At 32.3% G+C, this 14,002-nt stretch carries 10 protein-coding genes; 1 reads left to right on the top strand and 9 read right to left on the bottom strand.

Annotation, left to right across the window (positions count from 1 at the left end):
• Nucleotides 1-6 precede the first annotated feature (6 nt).
• The 8 genes from cas3 to ACYUJ6_RS03025 form a co-directional block, all read right to left on the bottom strand.
• Nucleotides 7-2,319, bottom strand: coding sequence for a CRISPR-associated helicase Cas3' (gene cas3, locus ACYUJ6_RS03060; RefSeq protein ID WP_461844409.1), 2,313 nt, complete (start codon nucleotides 2,317-2,319; stop codon nucleotides 7-9).
• An 11-nt stretch (nucleotides 2,320-2,330) separates the two neighbouring features.
• On the bottom strand, nucleotides 2,331-3,053 hold the full coding sequence (cas5b, locus tag ACYUJ6_RS03055) for a type I-B CRISPR-associated protein Cas5b (RefSeq protein ID WP_461844408.1): 723 nt from the start codon (nucleotides 3,051-3,053) through the stop codon (nucleotides 2,331-2,333).
• Nucleotides 3,054-3,063: 10 nt separating this feature from the next.
• Nucleotides 3,064-3,939 carry a type I-B CRISPR-associated protein Cas7/Csh2 gene (gene cas7b / locus ACYUJ6_RS03050; protein WP_461844407.1) on the bottom strand — a complete coding sequence of 292 codons (876 nt, stop codon included), beginning with the start codon at nucleotides 3,937-3,939 and terminating at the stop codon, nucleotides 3,064-3,066.
• On the bottom strand, nucleotides 3,929-5,872 hold the full coding sequence (locus ACYUJ6_RS03045) for a TIGR02556 family CRISPR-associated protein (RefSeq protein WP_461844406.1): 1,944 nt from the start codon (nucleotides 5,870-5,872) through the stop codon (nucleotides 3,929-3,931). The genes cas7b and ACYUJ6_RS03045 overlap by 11 nt, the downstream gene beginning before the upstream one ends.
• 354 nt (nucleotides 5,873-6,226) lie before the next feature.
• The gene (locus tag ACYUJ6_RS03040; RefSeq protein ID WP_461844405.1) at nucleotides 6,227-6,409 is read right to left on the bottom strand and encodes a hypothetical protein; all 183 of its coding nucleotides are present in this window, start codon (nucleotides 6,407-6,409) and stop codon (nucleotides 6,227-6,229) included.
• A gap of 11 nt (nucleotides 6,410-6,420) precedes the next feature.
• Nucleotides 6,421-8,454, bottom strand: a complete 2,034-nt coding sequence (locus ACYUJ6_RS03035; RefSeq protein WP_461844404.1) for a putative bifunctional diguanylate cyclase/phosphodiesterase — start codon at nucleotides 8,452-8,454, stop codon at nucleotides 6,421-6,423.
• 1,258 nt (nucleotides 8,455-9,712) lie between these two features.
• Nucleotides 9,713-10,702 carry an ornithine cyclodeaminase family protein gene (locus tag ACYUJ6_RS03030; protein ID WP_461844403.1) on the bottom strand — a complete coding sequence of 330 codons (990 nt, stop codon included), beginning with the start codon at nucleotides 10,700-10,702 and terminating at the stop codon, nucleotides 9,713-9,715.
• A 158-nt stretch (nucleotides 10,703-10,860) separates the two neighbouring features.
• Nucleotides 10,861-11,646 (bottom strand): TrmB family transcriptional regulator, encoded by a 786-nt coding sequence (locus ACYUJ6_RS03025; RefSeq protein WP_461844402.1) that lies wholly within the window; start codon nucleotides 11,644-11,646, stop codon nucleotides 10,861-10,863.
• 120 nt (nucleotides 11,647-11,766) lie between these two features.
• Here ACYUJ6_RS03025 and ACYUJ6_RS03020 point away from each other — a divergent pair, with 120 nt between their 5' ends.
• Nucleotides 11,767-12,534 (top strand): DUF166 domain-containing protein, encoded by a 768-nt coding sequence (locus ACYUJ6_RS03020; RefSeq protein WP_461844401.1) that lies wholly within the window; start codon nucleotides 11,767-11,769, stop codon nucleotides 12,532-12,534.
• A 140-nt stretch (nucleotides 12,535-12,674) separates the two neighbouring features.
• Here ACYUJ6_RS03020 and ACYUJ6_RS03015 read toward each other — a convergent pair whose 3' ends face one another.
• Complete coding sequence (locus tag ACYUJ6_RS03015) at nucleotides 12,675-13,955, bottom strand: nickel pincer cofactor-dependent isomerase, group 22 (RefSeq protein ID WP_461844400.1); 1,281 nt, start codon at nucleotides 13,953-13,955, stop codon at nucleotides 12,675-12,677.
• Nucleotides 13,956-14,002: the final 47 nt, after the last annotated feature.

The raw sequence follows: 14,002 nt of genomic DNA, 5'->3' as shown, positions 1-14,002 counted from the left end.
CCACTCCTACATAACAAAAAAATCTTCTTCCTTTTCCCTCTTATATCCTGTCATATCATCATAATATACTTCACAGGCACTTTGAGGAAAATTCAATATAATATCATCCTTGTTATTTACCCTGTCAACATATTTAACTGGAATAGACAGAGTATATTCCCTGACTTTATTTTTTATTTCAAGCATTTTTTCGCTTTTAGCTTCAATATCTTTAATACTTAAGACCTTTAAAAGTTCATTATATACTCTTTCAGCTTCATCATTAATTCTAAAAAACACATCTATATAATTGCTATTTTCCTTTATAAGTGAGAATTTATCCAGGCTGTAGTCTTTATCACTAAAACACATCTTTATAATTGATTCTTTGAACTTCTCGGAATCCTCCTGGTTTTTATTTTCATCTACTTCATTAAAATAATCTCCGATAAGTTCAAAATACTCCTTTTCTTCTATACATTCTCTATCCTGTAAAAGTTCCCTGCTTATATTTATCAGAGTTTTCCCATAAACCCTGTTGCCATAAGCTGTACCGCTGTCATCCACCATGGAGTAAACATACACATTTCCATTTTCTTTCTCCCCATTTCTATTACACCTGCCTGCCGACTGTATTATGGAATCAATAGGTGCTATATCTCTTATCACAGCATCAAAATCAAAATCCACACCTGCTTCTACAACCTGGGTTGAAATAAGTATTATTTTTTCATCCCTCTTCAGCATCTTTGTCACTTCATCTATTCTTTGTTTTCTATGGCAGGGTAAAATATTAGTAGATAAATACAACACTTTTCTGCCGCTATTTTTAAGTTCTCTATAAATCTTCAAGGATTGCGCTATGGTATTGCATATTATAAGATAGGACTTGTTCTCCATGTTTTCATAAAATTCTTCTATAAAACTTTCTATTTTAATTGGTTCAAGCCTTGGAATAATGGAAGTTCTATTGAACATATCAAAATATTTTTTATTGTTCTCCAAAAGTTCTGATGCATTTGAAAGTATGAGAGGCTTAGTTGCAGTCATCATTATTATCCTGCAGCCAAGATATATGCTGGCAGACTCGAGAATAAATTCTACAAGTTTCAAGTATTTTATATCTATAGCTTGTACCTCATCTAGTATAATTATTGAATTCTTCAGTGCATTGAATTTCTTAAGCATTCTATTTTTATTTCCTATTAGAGTTTCAAGAAGCTGGACAAAGGTTGTAATTATTATTCCGCTGTTCCAATTTTCTATTAACATTTCAGCTTTAACTTTTGTATAATTTTCATGTTCACTGCTGTATTCAACATCCGCAAGGCTGTGATGCTTTATTATATACTCACTGCTTTCATTCTTAAAATCAGGTATATTTTCAAAAAGGGAATATATGGAATAATAGTTTTGATTTATTATAGACGTAAATGGAAGGGAATATATTACCTTCCTATTTCCCCCTAAAAGCTTTTGAAGCTTTAAAGCTGCAAAAAATCCGCAGTAAGTTTTACCCGTTCCCGTAGGAGCTGTTATAGAAAATACTCTATTTTCCTTATAAACATTCTCAATTCGATTCTGTACACTATTGAATATCTGAGCTCTAATTAAATTTATTTTATCTCCGGCACTATCTTTAAATTTCTCATTTTTCGTTTTGTTTAGAATATCAAAATCTGCAGATTTTATTTCTGGAAGATCTGTATTTGAAGCGCTGATCTTGTCTGCTGCAATAAGTGAACTGTACAGCATCTGACTTATAAAATAAGTTTCCCCGCTTTCATTGTCATATTCAAATTTAAATTGCAGTTTTTTTAATTTAGTCAGGATCTTTTCAAGAGGTTTTTGAGTTATGAATTCATCAAAATATTTTTCATATCCAATTTTTTTATAATCCTCTGCTATAAATTTCCTGTTCTTTTCTATATCTTCTAGCTGTTCATAAGTGTCATCAACCTTTTTCCTGAGATTACCTTCATATATTACTGGCCTTCTAAAATTTTTAGGCAAATTTATATCAACATTTTGCATGCTTCCATGATGGTGAAGTATACAATTGTATATGAGCACAGACATAATATCATCATTGTAAAAATCAAGGGCAATGAATGCCCCGAACAGCGCAGATATAAACCCATGGCTATTTAAGGCATTTTTAGTTTTATCTTTGCCTAAAATATATCTTTGAAAAAAAGTAGTGTATTTCCCAAAATCATGGGTAAAACTCAGTATTTCCTCTGCCTTGCTGTATTTTTTATCACAATAATTCCGGGATATTTCATTGACTTCCATAAGATGAGTTAAAATTAATTTATCAGGATGAGAATAAAATTTCATGCTATCATCTCCTACATAAACAATATATTTTCATCTTCAAGTTTTATAAATTCAGTATTAAGTTTCAATTTCAAGGGGTGACCATTTTCATCATAAATATAGGAAGCCATATTTCCCACTTCCCTGCCCTTTAAAAATTCCACAGGCATCCTCTCTTTTAGAAGTTTCAAATTGTCATCTTCAAATATATCTATACTCCCCGAAACAACATATTTTAAATTCACAGGAGTGGATATCCGTATTGGTTCACTGTTCTTCTCCGGCTCTATATCAAGCCTGCGGCAAAATTGAAAACTGCAGTCAAAAGGTGCAGCCCCCAGATATGGAGAATAGACATATTTATTATCTTTCACCCTGAGCTCCAATTCATCCATCAAATTTTTGTCAGCACAGTTTATATAAATGGTATACCCAACCCCGTCATCTCCAGTTAAAATTTCTACAGGAATCTGGGTATGGTCTTTAGGCTGAAATATATTTTTAGGACTTGTAGCTTTAATATAATTTACACTCTGCATTACCTTTCTTATACAGCTGTCTTTTTTTACAGATACATTAAATTTATCTTTTGAAAAAAGCTCATAATAGCTGTCCCTTTCATAACCCAGAACAGCTGCCAGCAGACCTATCACAGTTGTCCTTGGAGGCACGGAATAGGAAAGTGAAGATGAATTTGTATAAAATTTTCTAAAATGTGCAAATTTCCCTTTAACCTTTAATATCAATAAATCCATATCTTTCACCCTACTTTACTTCATTTAATGAAAAGCCGCCAAATGCCTCCTTGAAATCAACTTTATTTCCACTCAGCACAAGTTTCAGCTTTTCATCTGCAAAATAATGCAGTTTAGAAATTCTGTCACTGTTTTCATTCAAAAATTTCACAAGTTCTGTTATATCCAAAGTCACTTCTTTTATATCTCTTACACTTTCATCTTCAGAAGAAAATTTTAAATAGTCCCTCAGATCTCCAAGTATGGTTTCATTATCTTTATATTCGACCCTCAGATATAACCTTGGATACTGTCCTATTTTGCTCCTTGTGGCAAGTTCCGGTATAGCATATCTCATAGCTTTATCTAGGACTTCCACATCTTCTTCCTTCAATTTTGTATGCTCTGCCCTTTTGCCGCTTATAACCCCGCTGAAGGCAATAAAGGAATATTTAACTCTGTAATCTTTCCCTATAGCACCCTGTTTATTTCCTTCTCCTGAAGCAAAATGGGATGTTATGCTGGCTTCCAGGAGTTCCACTTTGTTGAGAGAATACCCCCAGTTGAACTGGACAGGTCCTATAAAATTTTTATTGTCATTTTTTACAGGAATAGTAGCCCCAAAAAGCCTTACATCTATAAGTTTACCCAGTATTGTATCTACATCACTGCTGCCAAGTTCTTTTATCCTGCCCTCTGCAGTTACAGCTTTATCATCAACTTTTGAAACAAATAATTCATAGCCTTTATCCAGCAGGTAGTCTCTTATGTATCTTTTAATTCTCAAATCAGAAACAAGATTTATATCTCTTTCGTAATCCATACGAGGCCTGTTTTCCTCATCAGGATCTCCATTTGGATTTGTAAGCTTTGCATCATACAGATACAAAATTTCACTATTGTTCATTTTCTTTTCCTCCCTTATTTAACATTGCTTTCATGGTATCATAGCTATATCCAGATAAAATGTAAAACAAATTTTCGTGCTTGTTCAATTTCCACAAATCCTTGTTGGCATCCATGAGCCTTTTGCACTCCGAAAAAGTAATTTCATTATATTTTCTTATTTTCTCCTGGATAAGTTTATTAAACACTTCGTTGGCAAGCCTTATAACTTTATTTTTATCAACACCGCCAAAATTAAGTTTATTTAAAATTGGCTTTCTGTCTTCACCCATTCTTCTATACTGTGCATTTCCTATCTCACCTATAAGACATCCAAGTAAAAACATGGCACTTTGCTGCTCATCATATCCCATGTTTAAGATATAAACCTTCATATCATCTCTAACTTTTAAATTGGAAACGTCCATCTTTTCTCCCTCCTCTATACATCCCATATATTTTAAAAACTTTATACAGAAATTAGCTTTAAGTATTGTGTTGTATATACCTGATTTTCCATTTATGTTGTAACCTGCTTCATCAAAAAATTCAATTTTGGCACAGGAAACAACTCCTTTTATAAATTCATCCAGCTTTAAACTTCTCTGCGTCAAAATAGCATCATACATTTGAAGAAGTTTTCTATAATTCATAGGCTCTGAATTTTTAAGCCGAATAGGTGTCATGAAATAAAAGGTCTGCAGATCTATATTGAGTTTATAATTTATCCCCATGATTTTTCTGCTTAATTTACCCATATCATAGGATACAGTCATAATCTTTTGAAATACAGATGGATTTACATCCTTAATCAGCTTTTGAATCTTGGTTGCCTGGTTTGATTTTTTATAAAACACTATGTTTATTAAAAAATATACCTTTTCATTTTTTATATCTGATATGTTTTGAATTTCATATTTAAAATCCTCAACTCCGCTTAAATTTTTCACTGTATTGAAAGAATGCTGAATACTTTCAGATATCTTGTCCAAGTCTTTTTTATTCATAGGGTTTCCTAATACAAAATGAGGAATCAAATAAACTGTAAATCCCACAAGCCTTGTATTCAATTTATTTTGTATATAATTTTCACCTGACATGAGTTTATTGAGGCATTCACTGCATAAAAGCATATTCTTATCATAGCTTTTAAGTTCACTTGCAAATATAATTTGATTTGTAGTATAGTACTTTATTTTCATTTTGGATAAATCGGAGGTTAAATCTTCACTGCTTCCACACATACTGCAGCAGCCTTTGACATTTTTACTGCCTTTGCTTTTCTGCTTGCTTTTTAGAATTGCCTGTCTATATTCTTTAAAATCACTTAAGGGTACTCCATCCACTAAAATAGTACAAAGACCTATTTCATCTTTTTTCATATTGAATTCAGTTTTTATGTAATTTTCAAACTTCTTAGAATAAACTTTTTTTAGGGATGAAGTTACATTTTTATACCTGCGTTTTTCATCTTCTTCAGTTTCTTCATTTTCAATTTTGTCTAATGTCTCTAAAACATCCTCTTCACCAATTCCATATTTTTTATAATTTAAAATATATCTATTTTTAGGTTTGAATTTATCTCCCAGATCTACATAATAAGTGCTGAATATAGTCTTTAACTTTCCATTTAATTCACTTCCCAAATCCACTTTTGTCAAATTATATAATGTTTCAGTTATGTGATACAGATATGAACTGCTGGTTACAAACCACTGTGGAGATGCGGGGCCATCTGCAGAACCTATAAAGGCATATTTCAAAGCTGTAGAGCTGTCAATTTCTTCTTTACAATCCAATTTAAATTCATTTTTTTGCGTACTGAAACAAATTTTCAGCACATGGGTCTGCTTTCCCTTTCTGTTTTGTGAAGGCACATCTTTAATCAAGCTGCAAAGCATGTCTCCGCCATCAGAAAGCATGGAATTTCCTATTTGAATTATACCCTCTATCATAAATAAATTTTCACTTCCTTTTGTTAGTTTTGAACATATGTTATTTCAAAAAACGTTTTCAGTTTTAATATGCTTTACATATATTTCAAAATCACAATAATAGTTATATCTTTTTAAAAAATATAACCCCCTTCCAAATAAAAGCAGCTATTCCTTCTAGGTATTCTAAAATACGTATATTTCAAAACCACAAGTTTCAATTCCTTTACAGGTATTCTAAAACTTTTATTTCATATGTAAATGTTATCGCCAAGTTCATATAAATGCAATACTTTTTTGTATTTTATTTGCGCTTTTGAGCAAAATAAGATTAGTTTTATTCTTGAAACCAATTTTACTTAAACAAAAAAGTGTCTATACTAAAAAGCAAGCATTTTTTATCTGAATTCTTGGATCCATTATAGTAAACCATACATAATAAACCTTTATTACACTTTCAACTTGCATATGCATCTCAGCAAGTATTAATTTTACAGTCTGTCTTCTATTGAAGTCAAAATACTCCATATATGAATTATATTTTTTATATTTATTCACATTATATGCATTCATGAATATATACTTTTCAGCAGATCATCCAGGGACCCTTCCGTAAGCGGCCTGGCAAGTAAAAATCCCTGCACCTTGTCACAATCTGCCTGTTTCAGATATCTTAATTGTCTTGAGGTTTCAACTCCTTCCGATACTACGGATATTTTCATCTCATGCATCAGGGAAATAATCGAATTTACAATAGTTTTTTCCTTTTTACATTCATCCTTGTCAAGAGCATCTATAAATGATTTATCTATTTTCAAAGTGTCAATGGGCAGCTGCCTCAAATAATTCAGTGAAGAATAACCTGTGCCAAAATCATCAAGAGCAATACGAAGTCCCATCTTTTTCAGCTGCTTGATCATTGAAACTGCCTGGTTCATATTACCTATAAACACCGACTCCGTTATTTCAAGCTCCAGCAAATGCGGATCAACTTTTTCCTCTTCTATAATACATTTAACCTTTTCTACAAATCTTTTATTTTTCATCTGAACGGGCGACACATTCACTGAAATAAAAAAATTCCTGTTATAATTGCATTTGAGCTTGTTTATCTTTTTACAGGCCTGCCTGATGACCCATTCTCCAATCTCATTAATTATTCCAGTCTTTTCTGCCACAGATATAAAGGAGGTTGGGCCTATGACCCTGTTTTCCCGGGTCTTCCATCTCAAAAGAGCTTCAAATCCATTTAAACTGCTGTTATAATCAGTCTGAAATTCCGGTTGGTATACCAGATATAACTCATTCCTGTAAAGAGCCCCAAAAAGTGAATTTTCCATATATGTATTAAAAATAATCTCTCTTTTCATACCATTGTTAAAAAAACGTATATCATTCTTACCAGATTCTTTTACCTTGTAAAGGGCTGTATCCGCTGCTTTTATAAGATCAATGGCATTCTCCCCATCATGTGGATATATTGAAATCCCAAAACTGGCGCTTGAATGAAGTTCATATTTTCCTACCAAAAAGTGATTTTCAAAGTTCCTTTTCAAACCTTTAATATACTTCATCAAGCTCTCTTTATTATGATATTCATGGACAACAAGACCGAATTCATCTCCGCCAAGTCTTCCCATAATATCATTTTTTTCAATCAATTTTATCAGTCGTTTTGAAACTTTACACAGATATTTATCTCCGACATAATGACCCATAGTATCATTTATCTTTTTAAAATTGTCAAGATCAATAAATACCACCGCAAATTCAGCTTCATCCCTTTTACCCAGCTTACAGTCAAGTTCCAATTTATCCATGAACATCTTCCTGTTTGGAAGACCTGTCAGGCTGTCATAATTTGCTATATAATTCAAGTGTTCACTGTCTTTTCTAATCTGTTCATTGCATTTTTCAAGTTCGTTATTCTGCTGTTTCAATTCTTCTGCGGAAGCAAGTATCTCTTCATATAACATGGAAATTTTCTGATTCTGTTCAGTTATTTTATAAATCTGCCTGAATTTACTTTTAGTCAGATTCTCATGAAGTTTATTTACTGCAAAACTTATGGCAAGAACGACCATAAGCAGAATAAATTCAATTACATTGTAGTAACCAGCATTAATATTATAACTCATGTATACAGTAAAAAAATACATTCCAACTGATACAGCAATAACGTGGTATAGCATGTTAGGCTCTGTTCTTATAAGAGCAATCAGAATAATTATAAAAATTATAAACCAGCTCAAAACATTTATTTGTGAATAATATGGAAGTATCAAAGCACATATGAGAAAAATGCAGATTGCATTTATAATATGCACCTTTACTCTCTCACTTAAATGTTTTTTTGGTATACAATATAAAATCACACTTCCAATCATTATAAATATGGGAATTATAAATGTATAAATAAAGTTATTGTGTCTTATACAGGCAATAATAAAATTTACCGCACTTCCAACCCCACCTATAGAAGATATAAAAGTTGCTATCAAAATATTTTCATATTTCAACAGTTCATCCATATCTTCAGCTTTTCGCATTTTATTTAAAATATCTGGTACAAATATGGGATAATTTTTTTGTCTGTTTAACATTTTCAGTATAACCACCTTAATTTTATCAAATATTATTTATTAAAATATTCTGCCTGGAATTTATCATTACATATAGGTTTAATACATATTAAGCACAGCCATTTTCTTATTTTCTCCCAATAAAACCATAGCTTGTTTAATCGAAGTAACTCTATTTTCAAGAAAGCTTTTGCAGGATTTGTCAGTTCTAATGTTTTATAGAACAATGACAGTTCATTAGTTCGATATAATAAATTTACTGTAAAACAATAATCAAAAACAGATGGAAATGTTTTATTCATGATTAATTATAGCAAATTATCATACATAATAAAAAGAAAAATATTAACTTTAGCTTGTGATTTACAAAAAATTAAGACTGCCAATCAGCTTTATTTCAAAGACCAATTGGCAGTCAAGTAACTACTGAACCATCCGCACTATTTGATTTTATTTGAATTTGTATCACCTTTTTCTAACCATTATCCATAACGTTTCCGTATCATGGAATCCTATTACTTTAAAACATCTCCGTACCATAAAATTAAAATTTTATGACCTTACATGACCCATACATATAATATTCAAAGATATATCATATACAGTTATAGTTCTAACTTTCTACAACCATCTCCTTCAACTATATTATTCTTTCAGCAGCACCAACAGTTATTATTTCCCTGAAATATATCAAACATCATATATTTTTCAGGCCGCTGATTTTGTCAGCTGCTGCCTTTACTGATGAACACTCATCATAGGCCGCATGTCCACCCACATTTTTTAAATATTTTCCTACAGCAATTTCCGATAATAAATTACATCAAATTATCTTTCACTGCCATAAAATTTTACTGCAGAATGCCATTTATTTGTTGGCATTCCCTGGTTCAGAAGTACTAGAAGAAGTTTCATCTTCTTCTTAATTTCATTTTATGTTAGGCTTTTATATATGTCAAGTGTTTTTTTAATATTATTTCAAATTTACAATATCAGCAAAAGGCAACTTCCTCCTGAATTGCTGTCTGATAAATAACTGCAATATATTTAAATTAGTATGATTTACAATATAATCTTGAAGTGCAAGTTCCTTTTTTATGACCAGGCATACAGGTTCTTTGGAAGAAATACGGCCTATACTCAATATGTGAAAAATCTACAACATAAAAAATCCGGCAGCCTTCATATTTCAAGCTGTCGGAAATCAAATTCCTGCTAAGTCATTTATTTACCGTACCTTACCCACGTCACAATTATCTTCAAATTTCTCTTGTGGACTTTAAAATTCTACATTTATACCGATTTTGGCTTTAAGTGCCTTTTCATAGATTTTATATGCTGTGACCACATCCATTACAGCAATTCCAACAGTTTCATAGATAGTTATATCATCTTCTGAAGTCCTTCCCTGGATTTTCTTAGAAATTACTTCTCCCAATTCACCGTTGACTTTGCTTTCATCAATAAGTCCTTTTTTTATAGGGATTATAAAATCACCACTTTCAGAAAGAACAGCACTTTTTGAATCCATATAAATCTTATCAGCATTTTGAACTATATATTCATCAAGTTCCTCCATAACAGGAGTGTATGATCCAACTCCATTTATATGGGTTCCTTTTTTTACAAGTTTTCCATTGAAAACAGCTTTTTTAGAAGTAGTTACTGTAGTGATAATATCAGCATCTTTAACAGCATCATCCGAACTTTCGGCGGCAACAATTTTTGTAGAAAAGCGGCTGAGTTCTTTACTCATCCTTTCAGCAAAAGCTTCAGCTCTTTTTTTATCAATATCAAATACCTTTACCTTGTGAAGATTTCTCACCGTAAGCATTGCTTCCAGCTGGGCTCCTGCTTGACCACCGGTTCCAAACAGTGCACCATTTTTCACATCTTTTCTTGATAATATATCAGTTGCCGCCCCAGATGTAGCACCTGTCCTGAGTTGAGTAAGATAAGTACCATCCATGATACATATTACATCTCCGGTTTTACCATCAAGCAATATCATTTTAGCCGGTACTGAAGGTATTCCTTTTTCAATATTCTTCGGAAAAACTGAAACAATCTTGATACCAACACTGTCAAGTCCCTCCACATATGCCGGCATGAATAAACTCTGACCTTCATATTTTGGTACATCAATATTGGTTCTCAAGGGTACTATGCTTTTACCTTCTGAAAATATAGATAATGCTTCTTTTGCGGCGTCAATAGCCTCTTTCATATTAAAAACCTTTTTTATATCGCTTTTATTAAGCAACAACATAACTTAACATCCTCCCTAATATTAAACATTTATTTATTTGTTTTAAATTCTTTAATAATCATTGCTGCCTCTGAATATAATATAACTGCTTCTACAATTCATTACAATATGAAATTGTCTCCTTTACTTTTTATAATATTTAATTTAAAATATATCTCTTATATTTTTGATATACATTGATTTAACTTATTGGAATTTGATTTTTCAACAGAGTCAATCAATTTGAGACAATAAGCATCATGTTTTACATATTCTTTAACCAAAAATACAAGAGAACGATTTTCAGTCCATATGACTTCTGATTCTTCGTTATCAAATATGCGTCCGAAGACCACTTCTTTATCATCCGAAACAATGGAAATCAATCTTCCGCCCAATTCTGCATGTTTTTCATCTTCAAAGCCATGCCTGTATACCAGTTTTAAATCCAATTTATATTTGTGTTCACTACTATACAGCACCGTCAATAGTGGAATATCTCTATTATCCAATGTTTTTAATTCTGCATGTATTTGTGGCGCATCCTCCATCCATAACTGCACATATACTTCTTTCTTTGATTTTTTCAAAATATTTCGGCACTTGTTGAATATATTATTATAACCATTTATATACCATATGTAATCCATATTATTTGATCGTTCAACTTTCTTCAATTCACTGGACATTTCTGAAAATAATGAGTTATATTCAAATTTTTTGTTGTTTATAAATTCATCAACGGATATGCAATTATAATATGTAGGATTTTTAGATTTTGAAGCTACTACAAATCCGTTTTTCACCAATTTTGAAAGTACATTGTATACCCTGGATCTGGGTACTGCCGATATTTTACTTATCTCATAACCTGTAGACGGCCCATTTTTTAATAATTCTATATAAACCTTTGCTTCAACATCCGTTAAATCAAAGTTTTTTAACAATTCCAATATTCTATCCATAATCATTCCTCTTATCTACTTAGTAGTATCATTTAATACTACTATATAGCAATGATAAATTTTTGTCAATATTGTTGTATAATAAAATAACTACAACATATTTAAAAGGGGGATACTGCCGTGAAAATTCAAATCATCTGTTCCCAGGGCACAGAAAGATTTTGCCAAAAAGGAAACTCTATAAAAACGGATGGAATATTTGCAAATGAAAGATTTATACCCAATCTTAGATATATGATGAACAATCATATTCAAAATAAATCAAATAACGTGGTGAATGTATTTCAGCTTCCAAATGAATATCCTTTATTTTTAGATGATCCACTGGAATACCTTCCTGAAAAGTTTGATGAACATGATTTGAGCATAGCCATAGGAATACATGAAGATATCTTGATGGAGCTTCCAAAATTCATAAGTGACAGTGGAAGTAGAGCACTTCTTGTTCCTCTGGAAAATAAAAGCTGGCTTACAAAATGGGTGAAAGAAAAGACCATAGAAGAATGTGAAAAATACAATCTGCAATATGCTTTCTCCAAACCTTTCTGCGCACTTGACAAAGGCAAGTCCAGCACAATAAATAAATTTATAGATGAATTTAAAATTGGAAAACCCAAATTAAAAGTTGCGGTGGATAAAGGCAATGTCATATTGAATACAGAAGTATTAATTACAACCCCCTGTGGTAATTTGTACAATATACCTAAATATCTAGAAAAAAAGAAATTGGGAAAAGACACAAGTGACAGTGCAGCAAAATACTGGCACGGTCTTTCATGCCTGGGAGATACACAGGTAGATCCGGAGCTTGGCGACACCATAATCCACACCGGAGGTCATATACACTACAGTGCAGTAGATAAGGGTGAAATCATAATCATAAAATAAAGCACCATTATAATTCCAGTTGTCTCTGCAATTTATCTGCTCATGGATTTTCCCAGAACCTGAAAAAAGAGCAAAGCCCTATATATTAAGGTCTTGCTCTTTTTTGAAATAGATATGCGCCTGTGGTATAGTTACTATTACTACCATATATCTACAGGTTCGCCATTTTCAAATTTCATTTCTTGGGGTTCAGTTAAGATTTCCAATTTAGGATTTTTTTCAACCTCATCCAGCAGAGGCTCACTTACCCACATTTTTCCCAGCTCCATGGTATTTTTAATCCATACTATCTTATGCTGTTTCTTTTGTATTCCATTGCATAATTTAGCCGCTATCCTTACAGCATCCTCAGTGTTTGCGGCAACCATAGGTATTTTAGCAGGTTCTATTTCCGTACTGGTAAAACAATTTGTATACATTGAGATAAAGTCTATTTTATCAAACAATTTTCTAGTTGTAACATCAGCCATTCCAACTCCATTTGTGTTTCCATGGGATTCATCCGTTACATCCAGTATTACACATTTTTTAAATTCAGGCCCTCCGCTGGCGCATTTGGTAAAATATAACCCCGTTACATTTGGATCCTGTCCATCTCCACTTATATTTTTACCTATCTCTCCTATTATAAGTACGTCAAATTTTGGTATGAGTATTTGAGCCATCCTTTTTCTGCTCTCTTCAAGAAGAGCTGCTTCCTTCTTGAGTCCAAGTATTTCATCTTTTGTAAGTATGGTTATCTTATAGGTATCATCATAGGCATTTTCAACTGTTGATACAGCAAAAAGCAATTTGATTTTTTCAGCTATCATACATCCAACTCCGGGTATCAATTCATGAAATCTTTCAAATCCCTTGCTGTGGACTGAATCCGCCCCACGCTGTTTGCCAAGACCTATAACAAGCATTTTACAAGCACCGCTTTCAACTTTACCTCTAAAACAGGTGTGGGGTTTTATTCTTGGAATTATAATTACCCCGTCTGCTTCAAGTGCACTTTTGGCAACATAAACAGTCAATCCGGGCTCATATTCTCCAATTGGCTCAACATCTACAGATCCATCCACTTTAACTCCCATGGTTTCCTCTGTAATACCATAGGAGGCCAGAATAGCTGCTTGTCCCTCTGGTGTAGCTCCACCATGGCTTCCCATTGCAGGTATAATAAAAGGCTGTGCTCCAGCTTCTTTCAGACAGTTCACAACTGTCTTTGCCATTTTATCAATATTTGCAACTCCACGGCTGCCAACTCCTATTGCAATCTTCTTGCCTTTCAAATCCATATTTTTTATACTTTGTTTTACTTTATTTGCCACTTCAAGTTCTACATTTTCAACTCTGTCCTTCTCGAAATTCTGTTTTATTTTTAAGAATCTAGGCAATTCTATTTTCGGAAATTTAGTTAAATCCAAAGACTCCATATTTACATCTCCCACTTATATGATATTTTATATAAACTCAAAACAAT

The organism is Clostridium sp. JNZ X4-2 (assembly GCF_054889485.1).
This window is presented reverse-complemented; position numbering and strand designations above follow the sequence as displayed.